Source organism: Nocardiopsis sp. NPDC050513 (genome assembly GCF_044457925.1).
Lineage (GTDB): Bacteria > Actinomycetota > Actinomycetes > Streptosporangiales > Streptosporangiaceae > Nocardiopsis.
The window spans coordinates 48799-70928 of record NZ_JBITHK010000013.1; the positions used below are offsets into that span (position 1 = coordinate 48799).

The window sequence follows — 22130 nt, forward strand, 5'->3', positions numbered from 1 at the left end:
TGGCGTGACCGCTATTCCGGCCCGGACGCCTCTCCCCGGGCCTTGGGCAGCCGGACCGACTGCCGGTGGCGGAAGACGTCGAGCGGGTCCCAGCACCTCTTCACCTGTTGCAACCGGGTGTAGGCGTCCTTGTAGTAGAGCGTGTGCCACGCGTCGCCGGAGGCGTTCCACTCACCGCTGCCCAGGTCGGCGTCGGGGTAGTTGACGTAGCAGCCGTCGGTCAGGTCGTTGATCGCGGGGACCCCGCCGCTCGTGGCGAACGTCTTGCGGTAGATGTCGCGGATCCACGCCTCGTGCCGCTTGACCGCGCTGTCGGACTCGGTGCGCTTCCAGTACACCTGGAACTGCATCTTCATGATCGAGTCGCGCTGCGGGACCGCCGAGTCCCGGGGCGGATGGTTGATCGCGGCGCCGTAGGAGTCGATCTGGATGAGCGCCTCCCCGTTGACGTAGTCCTTGTAGTGGACGTTGCCCAGGTAGGCCCACATCTCGTCGATCTGGGCCGTGGTGAAGGGCTTGCGCATGTAGGCCGACTTGTACTTGCCGCACCGGTTCTCGCCCGAGCCGTTGAGCGCCTGGGTGGCGGTGAGCCAGGGCAGCACGCGCGGAGTGTGCATGTCCCGGAGGGGCGGGTGCTCACCCATGGGCGCGTTCATCTGACCGGAGGTGGGCCTGATCGCGCCGTCGACGGCGCGGAGGAAGTCGGCCAGCGCCTCCTCGCCGCCGGGATCGTCGTCGTCGACCTGGGCGAGCAGGCCGATCTCCCCGTTGCTCACGTGGTTGAGCTTGAGCATCGCGAACAGCTTCCCGGACGCCTCGTCGGGGTCCTGGTGGTCGCGGAAGTACTGTCCGTAGGCCGAGACGAGCTTGCCGAACTCGGCCTTGTCGAACTTCGACCACTTCCAGGCCAGGGCGGCGAGGCGGACCTTCCTGGGCGGCTGGGGGAGGTCCCGGAACCAGAAGCGGGTGACCAGGCCGAAGTTCCCGCCGCCGCCTCCGGTGTGCGCCCACAGAAGGTCCCTGAGGTTGGTCCCGGGGTCGTCCCGGGTGGCCACGACGAGGTCGACCGTGCGGTTGGGGCGGACGACCGCCACCTCCACGGCGTAGAGGTAGTCGACGGTGAGGCCGAACTGGCGGGACAGCAGTCCGAACCCGCCGCCGGTGACGTGGCCGCCGGTGCCGACGGAGTAGCAGGACCCGCCGGGGAGCGCGCGGCCGGTGAGCGGGTACAGGTGGCTGTACACGTGCCAGTTGGTGGCGCCCGCCTCCACGCAGTCGGCTTCGAGGTCGGGGTCGCGGTAGACGCCGCACATGGGACTGACGTCGAGGATGACGCGGACGTCGTCGCCGGAGACGAAGTCCTCGTAGCAGTGTCCGCCGGAGCGCACGGTGATCCGGGTGCGGGTGGGGTCGGCGGGGTGCTGGTTGACCGCTTCGGACAGGGCCCGGACGGCGCCGGCGGGGGAGCCGACCAGGCGGACGTAGTCGGGACGCGCGATCCAGCGTTGGTTGAAGCCGCGGGCGAGCGCCGGGTAGCGCTTGTCGCCGGGGCCGACGGTGGTCATCGGAGGGAAGGCGTGGCCATGGGTCATGCGAGCCGCCCGAACTGCGAGGAGAACCGAACGCGGCCGGTATACCCCGCCCCCGATCGCACGAAAAGTAGTCGGGTGGAAGCTGTGGGTTACGGACTCCGGGTCTGTCCGCAACGGGACGGGACGGGCGCACCGAAACGGACCCGTGCAAGGGCTCGGGCCGCTCCTGGCGCGGCGGATCCGGTCCCTCAGGCCTCCGCGCCGCACGCGGCGGCGGGCTCGCGGGCCTCCTCGGTCTCCCGTTCCTCGCGCTGGGTCGTCAGGTCACGGCGCTGCCAGCCCGGCTGGGCTCGAAGGGTCCACATCAGTTCACGCTCGGCTTTCCCTGGAAGTTGCGGATGATCTGTTCCAACAAGGAGTGGCTCTCGCTCTCGGCCGGCATGAGCAGCCACGCGAGGATGTACACGAACACGCCGCCGCCCAGCAGGGCGAAGGCCGCGAAGGCGACGCGGACGATCGTGGAGTCGACACCGAGGAAGGCGGCGATGCCGCCGCAGACACCGGTGAGGAGGCGGTCGGAGTCACTGCGGACGAGGCGTCCTTGGAGTTTTCCGTTCATGTCTCCAGCCTGCCGGTCACCGACGACGTTTCCCATCGGGGACAGCCCTGGGCCGCCCCTGACATCCCCCGGAGCCCCGGGAGGGGAGGGACGGGGGCGCCGCGACGCGCCCCCGCACCGTCTTGGACGGCCGCGGGGCACACGCCGTTCCTGAGGCGTGGGGCACACCCCGCGCACCGTGCGGTGTCCACCCGGGCGGCGGTTCGTCGCGGACTCCCCGGGCACCGCCCGGCAGCGCCGGGCTCACCGGGACGCCCGCTCACGGCGGGCCGGGTTCGCCGGGCGGGGCGCCGTTCCGGTCGTGTTCGAGCAGATCCTCGGTGATGAGGTCGGGATCGAGCGCGGCGCCGGGCAGCACGGTCGGATCCGGTGAGCACAGCCCGTCCAACAGCGTGCACAGCATCCGTGCGCGCAGGGCCTCGTCAAGCCCGGTCGACAGGACCGGCAGCGGCCGGGACAGCACGGTCAGGAACAGGATCAGCTCGCCGGAGTCGACGTCGGCCCGCAGGGGGCCGTCGGTGCGGGCAGCGTCGATCAGCCGGTCCAGCACGTCCAGGACCTCCGCACGGGCCGTGTGGAAGGTCGCGCCGCCGTCGACGTGGGATCCCAGGACGGGCAGCATCGCCACCAGGCGCCCCTGCACCACCCGAGTGGCGAACCGGCGCAGTGCGGCCCCGGGGTCGGGTGCGTCCTCCAGCGCCTCCTCGGCTGCGGCCCGGACCCGCGCCATGGACTCCACGACGACGCTCGTGGCCAGGTCGGCGCGGGTGGGGAAGTGCCGGTAGAGCGTGGCGTTGCCGACGCCAGCGCGGTCGGCGATCCGGTCCAGGGGCGCCTCGGGGCCCTGTTCGAGGAAGGCCGCGTGGGCGGCGCGCAGGATCTGTTCGCGGTTGCGCCGGGCGTCGGCGCGCAGTGGCGGGCGTTCGTTCATGGGGCCTCCCCGGATCAGTGTCGAGAGGATTGTATCCGGGGACGATCTCCCCGCTTGTGCTACGCTCCGACCTAAGCGGGGAAAATATCCCCAGTTAATTCGGGAGGTGGCCATGGGAGCCATCACGAAGACCTCCGTGCCCTGTGTCGTGGTCGGCGGCGGCCCGGCCGGGATGATGCTGGGCCTGCTGCTCGCCCGTTCCGGCGTGGAGGTCGCCGTCCTCGAGAAGTACCCCGACTTCCTGCGCGACTTCCGCGGCGACACCGTCCACGCCTCCACGCTCGCGCTGCTCGACGAACTCGGCCTCGGCGAGCGCTTCGCCGCACTGCCCCAGCGCCGGCTGAGCACCCTCACCATGCGCTTCGACGACGGTGAGTTCCACCAGGACTTCAGCCGACTGCCCGGTCGGCACGGGCACATCGCGATGGTGCCCCAATGGGACTTCCTCGACCTGCTCGCCGGGGCCGCCGAGGAGTCGCCGTGCTTCCACCTGGCCCGCGACGCCGAGGTCACCGACCTGATCCGGGAAGGGGAGACCGTACGCGGGGTGCGGTACACCGACCGGGACACCGGCCGCGAGCACACCCTGCGGGCCGCTGTGGTGGTGGCGACCGACGGGCGCCACTCGACCGTACGCGACCGCCTGGGCCTGCGACCCAAGGACTGGGGCGCCGCGCACGACGTCCTCTACATGCGCGTTCCGCGCGAGCTCGGCGACCCCGGGCACACGGTCCTGCGGTTCTCCGCCTCGGGCGGCCTGATCCTGATCGACCGGGGCCACTACTGGCAGACGGCCCTGCTGATCGGCAAAGGCCGGGCCGAGGCGGCGCGCGCCGATGACGGCGCCTCCGTACGCGCGGTCGTCACGCGACTGGCGCCCCACCTCGCCGACCGCATGGCCGCGATCGGGGCGAAGGACATCGCCGTGCTGCAGGTACGTATCGACCGACTCCCGCGCTGGTGGGTGCCGGGCGCACTGCTGATCGGCGACGCCGCCCACGCGATGTCGCCGATCGCGGGCGTGGGCGTGAACCTGGCGATCCAGGACGCGGTGGCGGCGGCCCGCCACCTGACCCCCGCCCTACGGCGCGGGCACGTGACCGACAGGGACCTCGGACGCGTGCAGCGGCGCCGGTGGCTGCCCACCGTGCTCACCCAGGCGGCGCAGCGGGCCGCGCAGCGGAGGTTCGTGGCGGACTCCCTGGGCGGCGCCGAGGCGCCCGCGGCACCACTGCGGATGCCTGCGCCCCTGCGGGTCCTGCGCCACTGGAAGGGCTTCACCCGGCTGGCGGGCAGAGCGGTCGCGATCGGTCTGCGGCCCGAACACCTGAGCGGCGCCCTGGCCCCGTTGGACCGCACCCGCCCGCACATGCGCGGCTGACGCCCGGCGCGGCCCGGGCACCGCCCGGTGCGCTCCTGGTGCTGGAGACACCGCCGACAGTACCGCCGCACGGTGCTCGGCCGGAGCCGCCCCGAGCCCGGGCCGACCGGCCCGGGCGCGGGGCGTCCGGGGCCCGGGCGTGCCGTCCGGGCCGCCAGGGCCTCCCCGGTCAGGCCGCCGGGACGGTGTCCTTCTCCGGTTCGGGCTGCTCCGGCTCCCCGACGGTCGTGGCGAGCGGGTGTTCCTGGACGAACCAGCTGAGCACGAAGCCGGCCAGCACGATGGGGACGGCGAGGAGGAAGATCGGCGGGAGCGCCCCGGCGAACGCCTCCACGACGAACTCGCGCACCGGATCGGGCAGGCCCTGGAGCATCTCGGGGGTCATGGAGCTGATCCCGGCCTCGCCGCCCTCGAACGCCAGACCGCCGCCCGGGAGGTCGGCCATCCGCTCGTTGAGGCGGGAGACGAAGATCGAACCGAACACCGCGATGCCGAAGGACGCGCCGATCTGGCGGAAGTAGTTGTTCGCCGAGGTCGCCGAGCCCAGGTCGCTGCGGGGCGCCGAGTTCTGCACGATGAGCACGAGGTTCTGCATCACCATGCCGACCCCCAGACCCAGCACCAGCATGCCGAGGCCGTTGTAGAGGTAGGGCGTGTCCGCGTCCATCTGGGAGAGCAGCACCAGGCCCACCGCGATGACGGCGGTGCCGATGATCGGCCAGTGCTTGTAGCGTCCGGTCGCGCTGATGAGCCGTCCGGTGGTGATGGTGCTGGTGAGCATTCCGAACACCATCGGGAGCATGAGCAGCCCCGACTCGGTGGCGGTGGCGCCGTTGACCATCTGGAGGAACGTGGGCAGATAGGAGACCGTGGAGAACATCGCGATGCCGACGGTGACGCCGATGAGGGCGGTGAGCACGAAGTTGCGGTCGGCGAAGAGCCGCAGCGGAATGATCGGCTCGGCCGCGCGCCGCTCCACCACGACGAACAGGACGGCCGCCAGGACCGCGCCCGCCGCCAGCCCCAGGATCTGCGGGCTGACCCAGTCGTAGGTGGTCCCGGCCCAGCTGGTGAGCAGGACCAGGCACACACTCGTCGTCGCCAGCAGGATGGTCCCCAGGTAGTCCAGCCTGGGCCGGGGGCCCGTCGGCTGGGGCAGGCGGATCATCGTGGCCGCCGTGACCAGGGCGATCGCGCCGAGCGGCAGGTTGATGTAGAAGATCCAGCGCCAGTCCAGGTGATCGGTGAAGAACCCTCCCAGCAGTGGACCGGCGATCGCGGAGACGCCGAACACGGCGCCGATGACGCCCATGTACTTGCCGCGCTCGCGCGGGGAGACGACGTCGGCGATGATCGCCTGCGCGCTGATCATGAGGCCGCCGCCGCCGATGCCCTGGAGGGCGCGGAAGGCGATGAGCTGCGGCATGTTCTGGGCGAGGCCGGCCAGGACGGAGCCGAGGAGGAACACCGCGATGGCGAAGACGTACACGTGGCGGCGGCCGAAGAGGTCCCCGGCCTTGCCGTAGATGGGCATGCCGACCGTGGCCGCGAGCATGTACGCCGTGACCACCCACGAGAGCTGCTCCAGGCCGTGCAGCTCGCCGACGATCGTGGGCAGCGCCGTGGCCACGATCGTCTGGTCCAGCGAGGCCAGGAGGATGGTCAGGATGATCGCGAGAAGGATCCAGCGCAGCCGTGAGCGGCTGACGCCCTCCTCGGGCCCTGCTTGTGTGGAAGGCATGGAACTCCGTTCGAGAACGACCCCGGGGAGGTCCCTGGGGCGGTGTGGCTCCGCGTCAGTCGTCGGATGGTGCGTAGGCCCGGCCGATGTGCCGGAACGCGTCGCGCAGGACCGCCCGCACGTCCGCGGCGCCCTCGCCCTCCCGGAAGTTGAGGCACTTCAGGGTGTGGCGCATCACCGCCATGGCGGTCGCGGCGACCAGGTGCGGGCGCTCGTCCCCGTCGGGGGCGTCCGTCCGCTCGGCGATGGCCCTGCCGAGCTCGAGTTCCAGGTTGTGGAAGCGGCTGAGCATGCCGGGCACCAGCTGGGGCTCGTGCTCCATGAGCCGCTTGCGCGCGCGCATGGCGGCGCGGTGCGCGGCGAGGTCGTCCGAACTGAGCAGGGTGTCGGTCAGCACGGTGATGAGGTCGTCGACGAACACGCCGCTGGGCCCGCCCTCGACGAACGTCCGCCGGGTCTCCTCGTCGGGGGCCGTCGGGACGTCGCCGACGACGGCCTCCTCCTTGGTGGCGAAGTAGTTGAAGAACGTGCGTGTGGAGACGTCGGCCTCGGCCGCGATCTCCTCCACGGTGACGTGCTCCAGGCCGCGCTCGAGCGTGAGCCTGGCGGCCGCCTCCTGCAGGGCGCGGCGCGTGGCCTGCTTCTTGCGTTCACGCAGTCCCATGGTGTCCTCCCCCGTGCACGTCCAATAGTTGCATGCCATGCAAGCTTTCTCAATGTGTATTGTTTCACTTCGCGCAACGGAAGACGGCCCCACCCGAGGGCGGAGCCGTCGAACCGTGCCCGTCCGGCTACATCGTCGTCGTGTGCACGGGCCGGACGTACACCACCACCCTCTCGTCGGTGGGCCGGTGCCAGGGGTAGACCGCCTTGTCGAGGTACTTCTGGGCCATCGCGTTGATGAAGGCCAGGTCGGCGTCGTCCTCCACCCGGTCCACGACCCCGCGCACCTCGACGTAGCGGTACGGGTTGTCGGGATCGACGACGGAGACCGCGACCCGGTTGTCGCGGTCGAGGTTGCGGAGCTTCTGCCGGGACCTGGTCTGGCTGAACTTCAGGAACTCCCCGTCCCAGTCAATCCAGACGGGGCTCGAGTGGGGCTCGCCCTGCGGGCCGATGGTGGCCACGTGCCCGAACGCGCGCTTGGTGAGGATGTCCTGCCGGTCCTCGGGGACGACTGCCATGGTGTGCTCTCCTCGTCGGCTGGGTTGACGACTCCGAGTAGACCAATCGGCGGGGGGAGCGCAAAGAAGGCGGACGGCTCGGCGTGCCCCCCGCGGGCGCGGCGGTCGCGACCCGAACGGGTCCGGGTGGGCGCACGTGTCGACATGTGGACCGGGAACCTCAGTAAGCTGCCCGTTGTCCCCCTTGTCCCACCGAACGCGCCCGGCCCCTTCGACGTTGCCACCAGCGACCCGGACCGGAGCAGATACACCCAGGAGCAGACCCCTCCGTGTCCCTCTTCGAAGCAATCGTCCTCGGCCTGGTCCAAGGGCTCACCGAGTTCCTGCCCATCTCCTCCAGCGGCCACCTGCGCGTGGTCTCGGCGCTCTTCGGCTGGCACGATCCGGGCGCCGCCTTCACCGCGGTCAGCCAGATCGGCACCGAGATCGCGGTGGTGATCTACTTCAGGAAACGCATCTGGGCGATCCTGTCCACGTGGTTCAGGTCCCTGGTCGACCGGGAGCTGCGCGGAGACATCAACGCGCGCATGGGCTGGTACGTCATCATCGGCTCGGTCCCCATCGTCGTCCTCGGCCTGCTCTTCGAGGAGCAGATCGACAGCGTCTTCCGCGACCTGCGCCTGATCGCGCTCACCCTCATCGTCTTCGGCGTCGTCCTCGGCGTCGTGGACCGCTACTCGCGCAAGCACCGCAGCCTGGAGGACCTCACCGTCAGCCGGGGCCTGACCTTCGGACTCTTCCAGGCCCTCGCGCTCATCCCGGGCGTGTCGCGGTCCGGCGGAACCATCACCGGCGGGATGCTCCTGGGCTTCAACCGCAAGGACGCCGCCGAGTACTCCTTCCTGCTCGCGCTGCCCGCCGTGTTCGGCGCGGGCGTGTACAAGCTCACCGACATCGGCGGCAACGAGTACGCGGGGTGGACGGCCACCATCGTGGGCACCGTGATCGCGGGTGTCTCCGGGTTCGCCGTGATCGCCTGGCTGATGAAGTTCATCTCCACGCACAGCTTCATGCCGTTCGTCTACTACCGCGTGGGGCTGGGCATCCTCATCCTGACCCTGGTCAGCTTCGGCGTGCTCAACCCGCAGGGCGGGGCCGAGTCGCAGCCCGGCCGCGGCGAGGTCCACGCGGAGGAGACGGCTCCGGCGGAGGAGACGCCCGAGGCCACGCCCTCCCCGGAACCCTCGGAGGAGCCGTCCCCCGAGATCCCGAGCGTCGACCCGACGACCGGGTGGGAGATCGACCCCGAGGTGGGTCTGCCGCGCAACCCGGGCACGGGGCTGTACTACGACCCCGAACTCGGGATGGACGTCAACTACGACCCTGTCAGCGGGCTGGCCACCAACCCGGTGACCGGCGAGCAGTACGACCCCATGGAGCGGTACGAGACCGTCGGGTGACCTCCGCGCGCGTGGCGCCCGGGCGCCACGGACGCCCCGCCCGAACGGGGGCCGCCCGCCGCTGGAGGCGCCGGGCGGCCCCCGTCGCGCCGATCGGTCCAGCCGCCCGGATCCCGTGCTGCTGGGGTAGAGTAGTCTGCGGCGAACGCCCGGACCGTGGCTCCGAGGCGGATCGCGGGCCCCTAGCTCAATTGGCAGAGCAACGGACTTTTAATCCGTGGGTTCAGGGTTCGAGCCCCTGGGGGCCTACCCACAAAACCCCAGGTCAGAGGCCCTTTTCAAGGCGCCTGTCCTGGGTTTTTCTCGTCTCCGGCAACCGCCGATTGCTCCGAACGTGCTCCATTGTCTTCGCCGTGTCTCCCACCTCGCCGAGCAACCCGGAGCAACACCCCTGTTCAGCGCCTTCCAAACCCGGATGATCCGGGAGCTTTCGCTCCGCTCCTCCGGAAATCCGTTGGCGGACGCCCACTTCCAGCGGACGCATAATCCGTTACTCCATCCCCGCAGGTCAGAGGTGCCACCGCGTGAAAGGGGAGCAAGGGCGGAGGAGCCTCGGAAGCGGTGGTTCCGGGGCTTGGTGGTGAGTGTGCGGTGGGTCAGGCCAGGAGGCCGGTCTTGATGCCCTGGAGGAGCCCGGCCCACTCCGGGGAGGCGAAACTCAGGTGACCCAGGAGGGGGTTCTGCGAGTCGCGCAGGTCGGCTCCCTGCGAGCCCTCACGCGCCTCGACGCAGTTGGTGCCCCCGTTGCTGTAGTTGCTCTTGTGCCAGTCCGTGCCAGGCGACACCGGTGATTTGTTCATCGCTCCAACCCCTTTTGAAGACCCAGGCTCGCACTGGACGGCCCGAGACGGTTCGGATACGGATCGGTCCCGCACCACCGCGCTTGGTGCGGGACCTACCCTCGTCAGGTCGAAGCCCTACTTGGTGATGGCGTTGATCAACGCCGACCACTCCGCAGCCGACACGGAGACTTGTCCAAGCTCTCGGTTCCGTGTGTCGCGCATGAGGGTCTCCCGCCCCTCGGAGACCTCAACGCACTCACCGGTGCTGCTGCTGTAGCTCGACTTGTGCCAGGGGTGCTGAGGGGAGTTCATGACGGTTCCTTTTCCGCGAGTGATCGGATCATCTGTGCACTCTCGTCCGGGTCCAGCGCGAATGACCTGAGCGCCCCGAACCGGTGCATGTTCACCGCGACGATCTCTGGCTCGGTGTAGATGTTGCCACGACCAGCAGTCTCGCCATACGCCAGGTATTCCACCAGCGTCATGCCGAGCAGTGTGAAGGTGCCTTCCAGTGCTGCCCGGGCTCCCCGCCTGAAGGGCAGGACTTGCAGCGTAACGAACGGCCGAACCGCGATGACATCGAGCATGTGCAGGAACTGTGCCCTCATGGTGTCGGGTCCACCGATCACCCGGTGCAGAGCGGCCTCATCGACCACGTACTGGACGATCGGGGGTGTCTCCTTGTCCAGCAGCTTCTGCCTCTGAAGCCGTGAGTTGAGCAACTCGGCGACCTTCGCGGGAGGGCTGGGCGGGTACGCCGCCTCCAAGGTCGCACGAGCGTAGTCTTCTGTTTGCAGCAGCGCAGGTACCACCTGAACCTGAAACTGCTGGATCACCTGCGCTTTCAATTCCAGGTCCACATACTTCTGAAGCCACCGCGACGGGGCGCTGCGACCTGATGGCCACAGGTTCAGTAGCGCTCCGTTGGCACCTAGTGCTTCGTCGGCCATCTCCGCGAACTCTTTGGAGGGGCTTCTCTGGCAGCGTTCGATCGCGCCTACCTGCTGGCCAGAGACTCGCGTGAGCTTCCCGAGGGATCTTTGCGACAAATCGTATTTAGTTCTCAAGCGGGTCAGTTCAGTTGCAAATTGCTCCAGTGCTACTCGGTCGACATTGACGCGTTTCCCTGCCATGGAAACAGATAACCACGGAAAGCATCACCTTGATAGTGGTTCTTCGATTCGCTCTCCAGAAATGGCACGTCTCTGGACGCTGCGGTGCTGGTCAGCGAGGGTGTGCGTACCGAGTGGCACGAAAGCGCCACGGAATCGCTTCTCGGTGAGGGTGCAATAAGAACCCCGGCAGCTGTGCGACCAGCCCCGGGTACGGCCCTCACCCCTACACCAGAGGTGAGAACATGCCGAATTCTACCGTCCTGGACGCCGTCCCTCCAGGGCTGCGCACGTTGACCCACATCGTCGGCCTCCACTACCCCGGGTGGGTGGTGCGCCTTCTGCCCCGCGCCATTCCCGAAAGGCAGTGGGTCGCCTACGACCGGGCACCGCTCACCGCCGAGGAGATCGCCTGCGGTTTCCGGGCCGCGCTCTTCGCACCGACCGTGGCCGCTCTCGAACTCTCGCTGGCTGCCGAGTCCGCATACCGAGAGCGGGCAGGGCGGTGACCGCGACGGCTCCGGTTCGGCAGGCGCTCCACCAGGCGCGGCGCACCTTCCCGGGAGAAACCCTCACCACGGTCGCGCTCGCCCGCACCTGGGTCGTGTCCACCCTTCGCACCTGGGACATCGCGGTCCCCGACATGCTGCCCCTCGTGACATCGGAGCTGGTCACGAACGCTCTCACTCACACCCGCAGCGGCCTGCCCGGCGAGAACGTCACCCTCCGCCTCTATGTCCACCAGGACCGCATCAGGGTCGCGGTCAAGGACGCCGGCCCCAAACCCGGCCGCACCCCCAGGATGCGCCCCCGGAACGCCTCATCGACCCACGGTCGTGGCCTCCTCCTGGTCGAGGCCCTGTGCCTGGAGTGGGGAGTGCTGACGGTCGGGACCGGGGTGTACGCGGAGATCGCACGGTGAGCCGGGGCAACCGCCACCGGAGTCCACGAGACCTCCCGCGATGAGAAAGCCGTCACCCATGGCCATGGCCCGAGCACCCCCTTTCGGCGCTACCGACCCGGCAGGCACCGAACCCTCATCCAAGGAGTGAACCCCTGATGGCAACGGACACCACCCAGGCCCCCGCCCCGCGGACGGCCCCCGACAACGGCCTGCTCATCGCGGTCGAGGAGATCGCCGCCCTGCGCTCGCGCGGCGACCAGCCCTCCGACGGCGGCGGCACCGGCCGCTCCGACACCAACGACGGCTTCCACTAGGAACCCCTGAGGAGCCCCCTTGTCCGCTGATCTGATCAGCGGCCGCCTGGGCGGGGACACCTTCCCCGCCCAGGTCCTCGGCCGCCACCACCAGCGCTACCCCGCCCCCGCAGGCAACCCGGACGTCTTCGCCGACCTGCTCACCTGGCAGGACCTGAACCGGCTCCTGGCCACCCACCGCATCAACAACCCCCGGGTTCGGCTCTCGGCCGGAGAGACAATCGACGTCGGCCGCTACGCCCAGCGGCGCCGGTACCGGCGCATGCCCGACTGGAATGCCCCCGTTCCCCACCTGCTCCACCGCCAACTCCGTGAGGGCGCCACCCTGGTGGTGGACGCTATCGATGAGATGCATCCGCCCATCGGCGACCTCGTCGCGGGCATGGAGGCCTGGCTGGGCACCGGCATCCAGACCAACGCCTACGCGAGCTGGACCCCCAAGGAGGGGTTCGGTGTGCACTGGGACGACCACGACGTCATCGTGCTCCAAGTCTTGGGCCGCAAGCGGTGGCGCATCTACGGCACCACCCGCACCGCACCCCTGCACCACGACGTCGAGTTCGACGAGGACCCGCCCACCGACCCGATCGATGAGTTCGTCATGGAACCCGGCGACATCCTCCACGTCCCCCGCGGCTGCTGGCACGCGGTCGCCGCCTCCGAGGGTGAACCCAGCCTGCACCTGACCTGCGGGCTGAACACCACCACCGGGGCCGACTTCCTGACCTGGCTCACCTCCCGCATGGTCGAACACGAACAGGTCCGTACCGACGTGCCGCGGGACCCGGCCGTGTTCGCGGACTGGTCCTACCGGATGAGCGAACTGCTCACCGCCCGTCTTCAGAACCCGGTCGTGGTGGCGGAGTACTGGCGGAGCGGCAACGAGACTGCCACGGCCCGGACGGCCTTCAGCCTCCCCGCCGCCGTGACGGGGCACCTCACCGACACCTCTCTGTTGCGTCTGGCCACCTTGCGCGGAACCCTCACCACCGGCCGGGGCGAGGCCGTCTACGCCGCGCAGGGACGCCGCTGGCGCATCGCCCCCGCAGCCGCTCCGGTGTTCACGTACCTGGCCGACACCGGCACGGCCACGGTCAAGGAACTGGCCCAGCTCGTCCCCGCCGTTCCGCGGGACGCCCTGGTCGACCTGCTGCGCAGACTGCTGGAGGACGGGGCCCTGGTGTGGGAGGGCGAGGCGGGATGACCCTGCTGGGCCTGGGCACCTACCGCAGTCGCGACGTGGTCACCTCGGCGGCCATCGCGGCTGCGGCCGGATGCCCCCTCATCGACACCGCCCCCGCTTACGGCAAGGGCACCCACCAGGCGGCCCTGGCCCCGATCCTCAAAGAGCACCCCAGGGTGCGGATCGCGACCAAGGTCGGGCACATGACCACCGGCCAGGCTTGCGCAGCCCTGGTCGGCGGGGTGCTCACCGAGGACGAGGCCGCCACCCGGCACAGCATCGCCCCGGCCTATGCGCGCCACCAGGTAGGGATGAGCCGAGCCGAACTCCAGCGCCCCATGCTGGACCTGGTGTACCTGCACAACCCCGACCACCACCACAACGGCGACCGACAGGGATTGCACGCCCGGATTCGGGAAGCCTTTACCGCCCTGGAGGAGGCCCGAACCGAGGGCCTGCTATTGGGGTACGGGGTCGCCACCTGGTCCGGGTTCCGGGACAGCGCGTTCACCGTCCCCGAACTGGCGTGCCTCGCCGAAGAAGCGGCAGGCGGCCCTCGCACCGGACTGGCAGCGGTGCAGTTGCCGGTGTCCATGGTGCAGATCGATCCGATTCGCCACGCCCTTGCCGGAACCGGACCCATCATCGCGGCGCGCGATGCAGGATGGGAGGTGTGGGGATCGGCGCCGCTGCACGGCGGAGAACTACCCGCCCGCATCAACGACCACCTGGCCGACTACATCGCCACTGGCACCGATCCGGCGCGAGCGGCGTTGCTGGTCGCGGCCGCCACCCCCGGGCTCACCGGGGTCCTGCTCAGCACCACCAACACGAACCACTGGCGCCAAGCCGCCGAGACGGTCACCGGCCCACGTCTGTCGCCGCTTCGACTCAAGGACCTCTGTGACCTCCTCCAACCCGTTCCCTGACCTGACCGGGCCCTGGCATCGGGCTGCCCGCGAACTCGCCGCCACTCCCGACCCTGGAGGGCGGCTGCGTGCGGGGATGGGCGGCAGGACCCTCGGCGGCCCGGTCATCGTCAAAGACGTCCAGGGGTGGCTGCGGGTCACGGTGGTGCCTCGGGCGGGCGGCAAGATCTGGGAGGGGACGAACCTGGCCGACGTCCTCCTGCCGGAGGAGATCCCCCGGCCTGCACTACTCGGCGACCTCACCGGGAACGACGAGAACGGCCTGGTGTTCCAGGTCCACCTGTGGGAGCGCCTCCAAGGAGAGGCTGTTTCCCTGACCCCGAACCTGGACACCCCGATCTGGGTCACCGACCGGTGGTGGAACGACCTGCGCACCGCGCTGGATCACCTGCACCGGGCGCCGACCCCATCGGGACGCCGGGTGGTGACGCAGGACTACATCGACCGCATCCCCCGGTTCATCCCTGCCCTCCAGGGCCGGGATCTGACCGTGGAGCGGTGGGAGACCTCCCACGGGGACCTGCACTGGGCCAACCTCACCACCGACCCGCTCCAGATCATCGACTGGGAAGGCTGGGGCAGCGCCCCGGCCGGGTACGACGCCGCGGTCCTGCACGCCTACGCCCTCACCGAACCTCAGACGGCGGCGCGGGTGCACGAGGTGTTCGCCGACATGCTCGACACCCCGTCCGGTCGGCTCGCGCAGTGGGTGATCTGCGCCGAGATCATCCAGGCCGCCGACCGCGACCCCCTCCATGCCCGCCTCCAACCGCGTGCCCAACGTCTGGCTGAAGAGCTTCTCATCTCCTGACCGGTAGCAGTTGAGAGTGGTCCGAAACTCGGCACACACCAGAGTCTCCATCACAACCGGCACGAGAAACCGAGGTCCCACCATCGCCGATCCGACGCGCTGTCCCCGGAGCGGTTCCGCGACCTGATTCGGCCCCGGATCGCCGAACTCGACTGAGGAAGGTTCCCCACATGAGTACCCAGAGCACCCCCTGGCACAAGTCCAGCCACAGCAACGAGGCCGGGACCTGCGTGGAGGTCTCCGAAGGCCTGGTGACGCGCGTGCGCGACAACCAGAACCTCCGCATGCAGCCGCTGGACTTCACCCCAGGAGCGTGGGCCCACTTCCTCAGAGGCCTGCACACCGACTGACCGCCAGTGCCGACTGGGGCGCGCTCCTGTAACGCCCGGCCTGGTTCCGCTGTGCGTCATAGGCTCCTGAGTATGAGCAATAGCGCCGAAGACAGGCCGTCAACGCCGCTGCACTCGGTGTCCGTCGCCGGAGCCGTCCTTGACGAGGACGGCCGGTTTCTGGTGATCCGCCGTGCTGACAACGGTCGCTGGGAGCTCCCTGGCGGGGTCCTGGAACTCGCGGAAACCCCGGAGGACGGCGTGTGCCGCGAGGTCTGGGAGGAGACCGGCATCCACGTCGAGGTGGACCGGCTCACCGGCGTCTACAAGAACACCACTCGCGGCGTCGTCGCCCTGGTCTTCCGCTGCAAACCCTCCGGCGGCACCGAACGCCCCTCCCCAGAATCGACCGAGGTCGCCTGGCTCACCCCCGACGAGCTGTCCGAGCGCATGGGCGAGGTCTACGCGATCCGCCTCCTCGACGCCCTGGACCCGAACACCTCCCACGTCCGCAGCCACGACGGCCACCACCTGGCCCCGACCAGATGATCTTTTCCGGCCCGCGAATTCATGCGCGGTGAAGGTCTCCAGCGTGGAGCGCGACGCCTCCTGTGATGCTCATGAAGGGATGTCGCCGGTGATCGAGGCCGAGGTGAAGGCACGGGTGGACGACCCGGAGCAGGTGCTGGCCGCGCTACGTGAGCGTGCTCTGGGCGAGGAGGCCGTGTACCGGGACATCTACTACGACCTCCCGGACCGCTCGCTGACCGCTCAGGGGCGGGAGTTGCGGGTGCGGGTAATCGAGCGCAGTGGTTCGGAGCGAGTGGTGTTCACCTACAAGGCCCCGGTGGTGGACGAGGAGACCGGCTCCAAACCCGAGCACGAGACCCGTGCCGAATCCGCCCAGGCCTTGGACAACATCCTGGTCGGCCTCGGCTATGAGCACTTGGTGGCACTCACCAAGTACTGCACCGACTTCCCCCTGACCACCACCACCGGGCGGGAGTGCCTGGCCACCGTGGTGACGGTCCCCGAGCTGGAGGGGGCCTTCATCGAGGTCGAGACCCTCGTCGAAGAGGCCGACCTTTCCGAAGGACTGACTGCCGTACGGGGCGTCCTGGCCGAGTTGGGTATCGGCGAGGACGCTTTCACCACCGAGCAGTACACCGATGCGGTAATTGCCTATCGCTCGGCTTGAGAGTCCGGATGCTCGGCTCTACGAACCCCGGCACATGCCGAGGGGGCTGATTGCCGGATTCGCCCGGCTGGGAGTTGAAATGCCGTACGATAAATAATCCATGGAAGATAATTCTTCGGAAGATGAGTGATGTCCGACCTGAAACGGCTGTACCGGGAACTGGTCTCGCTGGAGATCGAGCTGTGGAACGGCATCGAGGGCCGGTTGCAGGCCGAGTACGGTCTGCCTCTGACCTCGTTCGAGGTGCTGCACCTGCTCCTGTGCCGGCCCGGGGTGCGGATCCAGGACATCGTGGAGGAGTTCTCGATCACCGTGGGCGGTGCGAGCAAGGTGGTCGACCGCCTGGAAAAGGCGGGCCTGTGCCAGCGGCGCGCCAACCCCGACGACCGCCGCTCCTCGATCGTCGAACTGACGACCGAGGGGCGGCGACTGACGGAAGGGGCTCTGGCGGTCTTCGAGGAGGAGCTGGAACTGCGGATCGGCACGGTGATCCCCGGCAAGTCCGTGCGCGAGGTGACGGCCGTCCTGAGCACACTGAGGGCGGCCGGACGGGCCCTGGATACGGAGCGCAAGGCCGCCGGGAGGACCTCGGCGCCCGCCGGGAAGCGGCCCGTCCGGTTGACGGTGTGAGAAAGGGCCTGCCCGGCTCAGTCCGCGATGCCGTCGAAGGCGATGACCTTGCCGATGCGGCCGCGGACGAGGATGTTGCCGGGTCCGCCGTTGCGTGCGGCGTACTCCTCGGTGCGGTCCGGGCCCATGTAGCGGGCGCCCAGCAGACCGCCCCACCGCAGCATGTCGTCGGGATCCTCGGAGATCTCGGCGCGTCCTCGGAGCAGGACGAACGCGTAGGGGGGCCGGTCCTCGTCGACACAGAGGACGAACCGTCCGTCGCGGGCGAGGTTGCGGCCCTTGACGCCGTCCTTCTCGGTGGTGAGCACGATGTCGTCGCCGTCCAGGAGGAACCAGACAGGGGTCAGGTGGGGGCTGCCGTCGGCGCGGACGGTCGACAGTTTGCCGGTGCGGGTGCCGTGCGTGACGAACGCCCGCCACTGCTGCTCGGTCATCTTTCGCATGCGGGTGCCTTTCGCGTTCGTGCGGGTCGACTCGCGGGTGTCCGGGGCCGGCCCGGCCCCGGACACCCGGGGCGGTCATCCCCAGAAGGCGTCTTCGGCTGCCGGGTCTGCGGAGAAGAGCCACACCTCGGTGATCTTGCCGTCCGTGATGCGCAGGAGGTCGACGCCGTCCATGCTCATCGACGCGTCGTCGCGGCGGCCGCTGAAGCCGATGGTGGCGGCGACCAGGTCGCCGTTGGCCATGAGCGTGTGGACCGTGTCGATGGCGAAGGTGCCCTGGCTGGCCTCCATCATCCGGCCCAGCAGCTGGAAGACGGCGTCGCGGCCCTGGTGCTCGCCGGAGAACCGGTTGGCGCCGGGCTGGTGCCAGACGACCGCCTCGTCGAGGAGTCCGCCGAGGGCGGCCATGTCCCCCGTCTGTACGGCCTGGAAGTAGGTGCGGGCGATGTCGGTGTTCGTGGTGGTCATGATGCCTTCCCCTGTGCGTGTTCTGTGCGGTTCGGTGGCTATCGGGCGAAGTCGAGGCGGTCGGCGAGGCCGGCTTTGTCGAACGCTGCCTCGATCTCGCTTCGGCCTTCGGTGAAGTGGGCCCAGCTGTCGTAGTGGGCGGGGACGACCCGGCGCGCGCCGAGTATCCCGGCGGCCTCGGCGCCCAGGGCGCTGTCGAGGGTGAGCAGGGCGCCGTCGAAGGCGAAGTCCATGCGGGCGCCGCCCAGGAAGAGGATCGCGGTGTCCACCGGGGCGAACTTCCCGGCGATCTCCTTGACATGCCCCAGGTTGGCGTTGTCGCCGCTGACATAGACCGGGGGCAGGTCGTCGGAGGTGAGCATGAAGCCGACGACGTCGCCGGAGATCGGCTCGCAGCCCTCGGGGCCGTGGCGGGCGGGCAGCCCGGTGACGGTGACGGTGCCGCCGTCGGGGCGCTGGAGCTCGGCGGTCTGCCAGAAGGCGAGGCCGTGGGCGTTGCCGCCCAGGCGGGTCGCGCCGCTGACCGTGGTGAAGACGACCGGTACTTCGGGCAGGAGGGCCCGGCCGGTGTCGTCGAGGTTGTCGTCGTGTCCGTCGTGGGAGAGCAGGACGGCGTCGACGCGGCCCAGGTCGGCGGCGGTGACCGGTGACGGTTCGGTCTTGACGAGCTTGTGGTCGCCGGGTAGGGGCATGGGGTACTCGCCGGGCGGGTCGAAGGTGGGGTCGGTGACGAACCGGAGGCGGCCGTACTCGATGAGCGCGGTCGGGCCGCCGTAGACGCGGACGGGGATCTTCTCGCCGGTGGTGTCGGCACCTGACATTGAAAACCTCCAGGTGGTGGATGGTGAGGACGTGGTCTGGGGGAGCCGGTCAGGGGGCGGGGGCGGAGAACACGCCGAAGTGGTGGCCCGCGGTATCCCGCAGCCGGGCGAAGGTGAGGCCCGCAGCGTCGGAGACCGGTGCCATGAGCACCTCGGCGCCCAGCTCTTCGGCGCGTTCGACGGTCGCGGCGACGTCCTGGACCAGGACGTAGAAGATCGCGTAGTCGGGGAACTTCCCTTCTGACTCCCACACCCCGCCCGCCGGCTGCTGGGCGCCCGGCGGCATCACCGCGTGGTAGGTCACACCCGGGGTGTTGGTGTTGAGGACGTACTTCCAGTCGAACAGCTCGCCGTAGAACTCCTTGACCTTGTCCGGCTGGCCGGTGCCGAACTCGAACCAGGCGACCGAGTTGAAGGCGGGACCGGTCATGGCACTCACTCCTTGCGCCCCCATGGCGGGGCAACGACGACTCTGTGGGCAGGCCGTGTCCGGGGAACCGTGACCGTCCTGCGGGAGACTTCGCAGGTCGGGCCTATGGCGGCGGCGGTCAAAGACCCCCCCCGGGGGTGGCCGGTGCTCCAGCAAACCACTTTCATTCCATGGAATCAACTTCCTGGGATTATTGTTCCCTGTAATCGGGTGCGGCGGCGTGCAGCCGCCCCGCAGACAGCACACAGAACCCGCCGCCCCGAACGCGAACGGCGGGTCACCAGGAAGGACGTCGGCCATGGAACCGGTCGAGATCGAGGCCAAGACCCTGATCCAGAAGTCGAAGACCCCGTCGAACGACTACGTCATCAACCCCTACACCGGCTGCGTACTGGGCTGCGCCTACTGCTTCGCCAGCTTCGCCGGGCGCCAGTTCGGCCGATCGGTCCAGGAGTGGGGCGACTACCTGTACGTGAAGAAGAACGCGGTCGAACTCGCCCGCACGGAGCTGGCGAAGATGCCCGAGCACAAGCGCCAAGGCACGATCCTGCTCAGCTCGGTCACCGACCCCTACCAGGGCCACGAGACGAAGTACCGCCTCACCCGCGGCATCCTGAACGAGCTCGACACCGTCGCCTACCCCGGCCTGGTCCGCATCCTCACCAAGTCGCCCGTCGTCACTCGCGACATCGACCTGCTCGCCGGCCTGCCCCGCGCCGAGGTCGGCATGACCGTCACCACCGCCGACGACAAGGTCAGCCGCTGGCTGGAAGTGCGCGCCCCGCTCGCCTCCCGCCGCCTGCGCACCCTGGCCGAACTGAGGGAGGCCGGTATCCCCACCTACGCCTTCGTCGGGCCGCTCCTGCCCCACTTCGCCACCCGGCCCGAACTCCTGGACGACCTCTTCGGCCGCCTCGCCGACGCGGGCGTGAACGAGGTGTTCATGGAGCACATCAACCTCAAGCGATACATCCGCGAGCGCATGGACCAGGTGCTCGCCGACGAACCCGAAGAGGTCCGCGAGGCCTATCTCCAGGCGCGGACCAAAGAGCACCGCGAACGGCTCGACGCGATCGTCGCCGACCTGCTGGCCGAGCACGGGATGCGACTGCGCTTCGAAGAGGTGGTCCACCACGACGACAACGACGCCCTGAGGCAGAGACTGGCGTCCTCGCCGTGACCACGCCGCTGCTGGTCCGGGGCTGGGGTCAGGAGGCGGTGGTGGCCTGGGAGCCGGGGTCGGGCACCGCCATGGCCCAGGTGCCCATGGCCTCCAGGACATCGCGCAGCCCCTCGCCGAGAGGGGTCAGCTCGTACTCCACCCGCGGCGGGATCTCCGCGTGGGCCGTGCGGGTGACGATGCCGTGCCGCTCGAACTGGCGCAGCCTGCTGGTCAGGGTGTGCGGGCTGATGCCGGGCAGCGCCTCGCGCAGCTGGGTGAAGCGGTGGGGGCCGTGCAGCAGCTCGCGCACGATCAGCGTGGCCCAGGGTCCGTTGAGCAGGGCGAGGAACCGGGCGACACCGCACTCGGGAAGACAGGGATCGGTCACATTTTTCACCGTACCCTATTAGTGCAGTTGATGTAACCAGTGCATCGTATGCACTAATGAAGCCATGACCTACGTGATCCATGGCGCCACCGGCGCCCAGGGTGCCCCCGTCGTCGCAGCTCTCGCAGCCGCGGGCAAGTCCGTGACCGCTCTGACCCGCAACCCGGACGCCGTCGTGGACGGCGCGCACGTGGTGGTCGCCGGATACGACTCCGTCGACGACCTGACCCAGGCCTACCGCGGTGCCGACGGGGTGTTCGTCCACCTGCCGGTGGTCTCCGAAGAGGACCGCCGGACCTATGCGCGCAACATCCTCGCCGCCGTCCGCGAAGCCCGCCCGGCCCGTGTGGTGTTCTCCACCAGCGGTGCCCCGATCGACCCCGACACCGGCGGCGCGGCCGCGGTGCTGGCCGCCGGCCTGACGGAGGCCGGGGTGTCCCACGCGGTGATCGAGCCCACGTTCTACCTGGAGAACCTGCTCATGCCGTTCGTCATGGACACGGTCCGCGAACGGAGCATGCTGCCCTACCCGATCCGAGCCGACTTCCCCGCCTCCTGGGCCTCGCACCTGGACATCGCCGACGCCGCCGTTGCCCTGTTCGAGCGCCCGGACGTCACTGGCACGGTCTCCGTCGGCCAGTACCCGGCGATCACCGGACCGGATCTGGCGGAGGTGTTCGGCGTCCACTTCGGCAAGCAGGTGGTCTTCGAACCGATCACCCCCGAGCAGTTCCGCGCCTCCGTCGCTCCGTTCATCGGCGAGGAACCCGCCGCCGACGTGGCCGGGGCCTACACGGCCATGCGCACGCTCGCGGACCGCTCCATCTCGCCTGAGAACTCCGCCCAGAAGCTGCTCGGCGTCACCCCTCGCACCACCGGGCAGTGGCTGGCCGACATCGGTCTCTGACCGCTACCACCGTCGGCCAGGACCGAATCGGATGAACAGGACCCGGTCGGCCGCCCTCCCGCGCGGGCGGCCGACCGGGTCCTCCGGAACCACTGCCGACACATACCAAGGACCACGTACCGCACTTCGACACGCTGAACTTGCCAGGGAACCCGGCGGGAAGGCCCAGTACAAGCACGTGTCGGAGCTGTCCGGCGGACACCGCACCCACCCTTGGGGGTCCGTGACCCCTACCCGCCGCCGCGCCGAGGGGCTGACGGATTCGGTCCGTGGCTCGCGAGGTGGGGCGGTTGCTCGGTGGTTGCTCCGGTGCTGGGGGACGGGGTGGTCTCCGGTGGTGTGGGGTGGTCCTGTGTGGTGTCGGTGCTGCGGGGTGGTGGGGCAGCTATGGGGGCATAGAGGGGCGTATCGAATTGACGGGAGCGGACTTTTAATCCGTGGGTTCAGGGTTCGAGCCCCTGGGGGCCTACCTCGAGAAACCCCAGGTCAGAGCGGAAACACGCGCTGCTCGACCCGGGGTTTTCGCGTGTG

Annotated in this window: 28 protein-coding genes and 2 tRNA genes; 16 read left to right on the forward strand and 14 right to left on the reverse strand. The window is 69.4% G+C overall.

What is annotated here, in order from left to right; all coding sequences use genetic code 11:
- Positions 1 to 11: 11 nt before the first annotated feature.
- From ACIBFB_RS21515 to ACIBFB_RS21525, 3 genes are all read right to left on the reverse strand, one after another.
- A complete protein-coding gene (locus tag ACIBFB_RS21515; protein WP_397232809.1) occupies positions 12 to 1592 on the reverse strand; it encodes an FAD-binding oxidoreductase in 1581 nt (526 codons plus the stop codon).
- Between the two features lie 304 nt (positions 1593 to 1896).
- Positions 1897 to 2151, reverse strand: a complete 255-nt coding sequence (locus ACIBFB_RS21520; protein ID WP_397232811.1) for a PspC domain-containing protein — start codon at positions 2149 to 2151, stop codon at positions 1897 to 1899.
- A gap of 259 nt (positions 2152 to 2410) precedes the next feature.
- Positions 2411 to 3082: a TetR/AcrR family transcriptional regulator gene (locus ACIBFB_RS21525; RefSeq protein WP_397232813.1), complete on the reverse strand. Its 672-nt coding sequence runs from the start codon at positions 3080 to 3082 to the stop codon at positions 2411 to 2413.
- A 112-nt stretch (positions 3083 to 3194) separates the two neighbouring features.
- Between ACIBFB_RS21525 and ACIBFB_RS21530 the strand changes: the two genes are divergently transcribed.
- The gene (locus tag ACIBFB_RS21530) at positions 3195 to 4463 is read left to right on the forward strand and encodes an FAD-dependent oxidoreductase (RefSeq protein WP_397232815.1); all 1269 of its coding nucleotides are present in this window, start codon (positions 3195 to 3197) and stop codon (positions 4461 to 4463) included.
- Between the two features lie 169 nt (positions 4464 to 4632).
- Here ACIBFB_RS21530 and ACIBFB_RS21535 read toward each other — a convergent pair whose 3' ends face one another.
- From ACIBFB_RS21535 to ACIBFB_RS21545, 3 genes are all read right to left on the reverse strand, one after another.
- Complete coding sequence (locus tag ACIBFB_RS21535) at positions 4633 to 6204, reverse strand: MDR family MFS transporter (RefSeq protein ID WP_397232817.1); 1572 nt, start codon at positions 6202 to 6204, stop codon at positions 4633 to 4635.
- A gap of 55 nt (positions 6205 to 6259) precedes the next feature.
- On the reverse strand, positions 6260 to 6868 hold the full coding sequence (locus tag ACIBFB_RS21540; protein WP_397233063.1) for a TetR/AcrR family transcriptional regulator: 609 nt from the start codon (positions 6866 to 6868) through the stop codon (positions 6260 to 6262).
- A gap of 127 nt (positions 6869 to 6995) precedes the next feature.
- A complete protein-coding gene (locus tag ACIBFB_RS21545) occupies positions 6996 to 7388 on the reverse strand; it encodes a PPOX class F420-dependent oxidoreductase (protein WP_397232819.1) in 393 nt (130 codons plus the stop codon).
- A gap of 269 nt (positions 7389 to 7657) precedes the next feature.
- Between ACIBFB_RS21545 and ACIBFB_RS21550 the strand changes: the two genes are divergently transcribed.
- Together ACIBFB_RS21550 and ACIBFB_RS21555 are read left to right on the forward strand one after the other, a co-directional pair.
- A complete protein-coding gene (locus tag ACIBFB_RS21550; protein ID WP_397232821.1) occupies positions 7658 to 8788 on the forward strand; it encodes an undecaprenyl-diphosphate phosphatase in 1131 nt (376 codons plus the stop codon).
- 176 nt (positions 8789 to 8964) lie between these two features.
- Positions 8965 to 9037: transfer RNA gene (locus tag ACIBFB_RS21555), tRNA-Lys, on the forward strand.
- A gap of 347 nt (positions 9038 to 9384) precedes the next feature.
- Here ACIBFB_RS21555 and ACIBFB_RS21560 read toward each other — a convergent pair.
- From ACIBFB_RS21560 to ACIBFB_RS21570, 3 genes are all read right to left on the reverse strand, one after another.
- Entirely contained in the window at positions 9385 to 9588 is a 204-nt protein-coding gene (locus ACIBFB_RS21560; RefSeq protein WP_397232823.1) for a DUF397 domain-containing protein, read from the reverse strand.
- A 117-nt stretch (positions 9589 to 9705) separates the two neighbouring features.
- Positions 9706 to 9882, reverse strand: a complete 177-nt coding sequence (locus ACIBFB_RS21565) for a DUF397 domain-containing protein (RefSeq protein WP_397232825.1) — start codon at positions 9880 to 9882, stop codon at positions 9706 to 9708.
- Positions 9879 to 10703, reverse strand: coding sequence for a Scr1 family TA system antitoxin-like transcriptional regulator (locus tag ACIBFB_RS21570; RefSeq protein ID WP_397232827.1), 825 nt, complete (start codon positions 10701 to 10703; stop codon positions 9879 to 9881). Before ACIBFB_RS21570 ends, ACIBFB_RS21565 begins: the two co-directional genes overlap by 4 nt.
- Positions 10704 to 10927: 224 nt before the next feature.
- Between ACIBFB_RS21570 and ACIBFB_RS21575 the strand changes: the two genes are divergently transcribed.
- From ACIBFB_RS21575 to ACIBFB_RS21620, 10 genes are all read left to right on the forward strand, one after another.
- Positions 10928 to 11191 (forward strand): hypothetical protein, encoded by a 264-nt coding sequence (locus ACIBFB_RS21575; protein ID WP_397232829.1) that lies wholly within the window; start codon positions 10928 to 10930, stop codon positions 11189 to 11191.
- Positions 11188 to 11604, forward strand: coding sequence for an ATP-binding protein (locus tag ACIBFB_RS21580; protein WP_397232831.1), 417 nt, complete (start codon positions 11188 to 11190; stop codon positions 11602 to 11604). The genes ACIBFB_RS21575 and ACIBFB_RS21580 overlap by 4 nt, the downstream gene beginning before the upstream one ends.
- A 137-nt stretch (positions 11605 to 11741) precedes the next feature.
- Positions 11742 to 11900: a hypothetical protein gene (locus tag ACIBFB_RS21585; protein ID WP_397232833.1), complete on the forward strand. Its 159-nt coding sequence runs from the start codon at positions 11742 to 11744 to the stop codon at positions 11898 to 11900.
- Positions 11901 to 11919: 19 nt separating this feature from the next.
- Positions 11920 to 13104 (forward strand): cupin domain-containing protein, encoded by a 1185-nt coding sequence (locus ACIBFB_RS21590; RefSeq protein ID WP_397232835.1) that lies wholly within the window; start codon positions 11920 to 11922, stop codon positions 13102 to 13104.
- Entirely contained in the window at positions 13101 to 14012 is a 912-nt protein-coding gene (locus ACIBFB_RS21595) for an aldo/keto reductase (RefSeq protein ID WP_397232837.1), read from the forward strand. Before ACIBFB_RS21590 ends, ACIBFB_RS21595 begins: the two co-directional genes overlap by 4 nt.
- Positions 13987 to 14823 carry a phosphotransferase gene (locus ACIBFB_RS21600; RefSeq protein ID WP_397232839.1) on the forward strand — a complete coding sequence of 279 codons (837 nt, stop codon included), beginning with the start codon at positions 13987 to 13989 and terminating at the stop codon, positions 14821 to 14823. The genes ACIBFB_RS21595 and ACIBFB_RS21600 overlap by 26 nt, the downstream gene beginning before the upstream one ends.
- Before the next feature lie 170 nt (positions 14824 to 14993).
- Positions 14994 to 15173: a DUF397 domain-containing protein gene (locus ACIBFB_RS21605; RefSeq protein ID WP_397232841.1), complete on the forward strand. Its 180-nt coding sequence runs from the start codon at positions 14994 to 14996 to the stop codon at positions 15171 to 15173.
- A 72-nt stretch (positions 15174 to 15245) separates the two neighbouring features.
- Positions 15246 to 15701 carry an NUDIX hydrolase gene (locus tag ACIBFB_RS21610; protein ID WP_397232843.1) on the forward strand — a complete coding sequence of 152 codons (456 nt, stop codon included), beginning with the start codon at positions 15246 to 15248 and terminating at the stop codon, positions 15699 to 15701.
- A gap of 43 nt (positions 15702 to 15744) precedes the next feature.
- Positions 15745 to 16350: a class IV adenylate cyclase gene (gene cyaB, locus ACIBFB_RS21615; RefSeq protein ID WP_397232845.1), complete on the forward strand. Its 606-nt coding sequence runs from the start codon at positions 15745 to 15747 to the stop codon at positions 16348 to 16350.
- Positions 16351 to 16479: 129 nt separating this feature from the next.
- On the forward strand, positions 16480 to 16980 hold the full coding sequence (locus tag ACIBFB_RS21620) for a MarR family winged helix-turn-helix transcriptional regulator (RefSeq protein WP_397232847.1): 501 nt from the start codon (positions 16480 to 16482) through the stop codon (positions 16978 to 16980).
- Between the two features lie 17 nt (positions 16981 to 16997).
- Here the strand turns inward: ACIBFB_RS21620 and ACIBFB_RS21625 are convergent, their stop codons facing one another.
- The 4 genes from ACIBFB_RS21625 to ACIBFB_RS21640 all read right to left on the reverse strand — a co-directional run bounded on the left by ACIBFB_RS21625 (position 16998) and on the right by ACIBFB_RS21640 (position 19142).
- Positions 16998 to 17423, reverse strand: coding sequence for a PPOX class F420-dependent oxidoreductase (locus ACIBFB_RS21625; RefSeq protein ID WP_397232849.1), 426 nt, complete (start codon positions 17421 to 17423; stop codon positions 16998 to 17000).
- Positions 17424 to 17498: 75 nt separating this feature from the next.
- A complete protein-coding gene (locus tag ACIBFB_RS21630) occupies positions 17499 to 17891 on the reverse strand; it encodes a nuclear transport factor 2 family protein (protein ID WP_397232851.1) in 393 nt (130 codons plus the stop codon).
- 38 nt (positions 17892 to 17929) lie between these two features.
- Positions 17930 to 18712 carry an MBL fold metallo-hydrolase gene (locus ACIBFB_RS21635; RefSeq protein WP_397232853.1) on the reverse strand — a complete coding sequence of 261 codons (783 nt, stop codon included), beginning with the start codon at positions 18710 to 18712 and terminating at the stop codon, positions 17930 to 17932.
- A 49-nt stretch (positions 18713 to 18761) separates the two neighbouring features.
- Complete coding sequence (locus ACIBFB_RS21640) at positions 18762 to 19142, reverse strand: VOC family protein (protein ID WP_397232855.1); 381 nt, start codon at positions 19140 to 19142, stop codon at positions 18762 to 18764.
- Between the two features lie 298 nt (positions 19143 to 19440).
- Here ACIBFB_RS21640 and ACIBFB_RS21645 point away from each other — a divergent pair, with 298 nt between their 5' ends.
- Entirely contained in the window at positions 19441 to 20322 is an 882-nt protein-coding gene (locus ACIBFB_RS21645; protein WP_397232857.1) for an SPL family radical SAM protein, read from the forward strand.
- A gap of 28 nt (positions 20323 to 20350) precedes the next feature.
- On the opposite strand, the gene ACIBFB_RS21650 is transcribed toward ACIBFB_RS21645, so the two are convergent.
- The gene (locus ACIBFB_RS21650) at positions 20351 to 20692 is read right to left on the reverse strand and encodes a winged helix-turn-helix transcriptional regulator (RefSeq protein ID WP_397232859.1); all 342 of its coding nucleotides are present in this window, start codon (positions 20690 to 20692) and stop codon (positions 20351 to 20353) included.
- Positions 20693 to 20756: 64 nt separating this feature from the next.
- Here ACIBFB_RS21650 and ACIBFB_RS21655 point away from each other — a divergent pair, with 64 nt between their 5' ends.
- On the forward strand, positions 20757 to 21599 hold the full coding sequence (locus ACIBFB_RS21655) for an NmrA family NAD(P)-binding protein (protein WP_397232861.1): 843 nt from the start codon (positions 20757 to 20759) through the stop codon (positions 21597 to 21599).
- Between the two features lie 371 nt (positions 21600 to 21970).
- A tRNA-Ser gene (locus ACIBFB_RS21660) sits at positions 21971 to 22068 on the forward strand.
- Positions 22069 to 22130 lie beyond the last annotated feature (62 nt).

Coding starts and splice junctions, on each gene's coding strand:
- ACIBFB_RS21585 (WP_397232833.1), top strand. CDS start 11,742: ATGGCAACGGACACCACCCAGGCCCCCGCCCCGCGGACGGCCCCCGAC.
- ACIBFB_RS21545 (WP_397232819.1), bottom strand. CDS start 7,388: ATGGCAGTCGTCCCCGAGGACCGGCAGGACATCCTCACCAAGCGCGCG.
- ACIBFB_RS21565 (WP_397232825.1), bottom strand. CDS start 9,882: ATGAACTCCCCTCAGCACCCCTGGCACAAGTCGAGCTACAGCAGCAGC.
- ACIBFB_RS21630 (WP_397232851.1), bottom strand. CDS start 17,891: ATGACCACCACGAACACCGACATCGCCCGCACCTACTTCCAGGCCGTA.
- ACIBFB_RS21540 (WP_397233063.1), bottom strand. CDS start 6,868: ATGGGACTGCGTGAACGCAAGAAGCAGGCCACGCGCCGCGCCCTGCAG.
- ACIBFB_RS21610 (WP_397232843.1), top strand. CDS start 15,246: ATGAGCAATAGCGCCGAAGACAGGCCGTCAACGCCGCTGCACTCGGTG.
- ACIBFB_RS21645 (WP_397232857.1), top strand. CDS start 19,441: ATGGAACCGGTCGAGATCGAGGCCAAGACCCTGATCCAGAAGTCGAAG.
- ACIBFB_RS21595 (WP_397232837.1), top strand. CDS start 13,101: ATGACCCTGCTGGGCCTGGGCACCTACCGCAGTCGCGACGTGGTCACC.
- ACIBFB_RS21640 (WP_397232855.1), bottom strand. CDS start 19,142: ATGACCGGTCCCGCCTTCAACTCGGTCGCCTGGTTCGAGTTCGGCACC.
- ACIBFB_RS21570 (WP_397232827.1), bottom strand. CDS start 10,703: ATGGCAGGGAAACGCGTCAATGTCGACCGAGTAGCACTGGAGCAATTT.
- ACIBFB_RS21520 (WP_397232811.1), bottom strand. CDS start 2,151: ATGAACGGAAAACTCCAAGGACGCCTCGTCCGCAGTGACTCCGACCGC.
- ACIBFB_RS21535 (WP_397232817.1), bottom strand. CDS start 6,204: ATGCCTTCCACACAAGCAGGGCCCGAGGAGGGCGTCAGCCGCTCACGG.
- ACIBFB_RS21525 (WP_397232813.1), bottom strand. CDS start 3,082: ATGAACGAACGCCCGCCACTGCGCGCCGACGCCCGGCGCAACCGCGAA.
- ACIBFB_RS21515 (WP_397232809.1), bottom strand. CDS start 1,592: ATGACCCATGGCCACGCCTTCCCTCCGATGACCACCGTCGGCCCCGGC.
- ACIBFB_RS21625 (WP_397232849.1), bottom strand. CDS start 17,423: ATGCGAAAGATGACCGAGCAGCAGTGGCGGGCGTTCGTCACGCACGGC.
- ACIBFB_RS21620 (WP_397232847.1), top strand. CDS start 16,480: ATGTCCGACCTGAAACGGCTGTACCGGGAACTGGTCTCGCTGGAGATC.
- ACIBFB_RS21655 (WP_397232861.1), top strand. CDS start 20,757: ATGACCTACGTGATCCATGGCGCCACCGGCGCCCAGGGTGCCCCCGTC.
- ACIBFB_RS21605 (WP_397232841.1), top strand. CDS start 14,994: ATGAGTACCCAGAGCACCCCCTGGCACAAGTCCAGCCACAGCAACGAG.
- ACIBFB_RS21560 (WP_397232823.1), bottom strand. CDS start 9,588: ATGAACAAATCACCGGTGTCGCCTGGCACGGACTGGCACAAGAGCAAC.
- ACIBFB_RS21575 (WP_397232829.1), top strand. CDS start 10,928: ATGCCGAATTCTACCGTCCTGGACGCCGTCCCTCCAGGGCTGCGCACG.
- ACIBFB_RS21530 (WP_397232815.1), top strand. CDS start 3,195: ATGGGAGCCATCACGAAGACCTCCGTGCCCTGTGTCGTGGTCGGCGGC.
- ACIBFB_RS21635 (WP_397232853.1), bottom strand. CDS start 18,712: ATGTCAGGTGCCGACACCACCGGCGAGAAGATCCCCGTCCGCGTCTAC.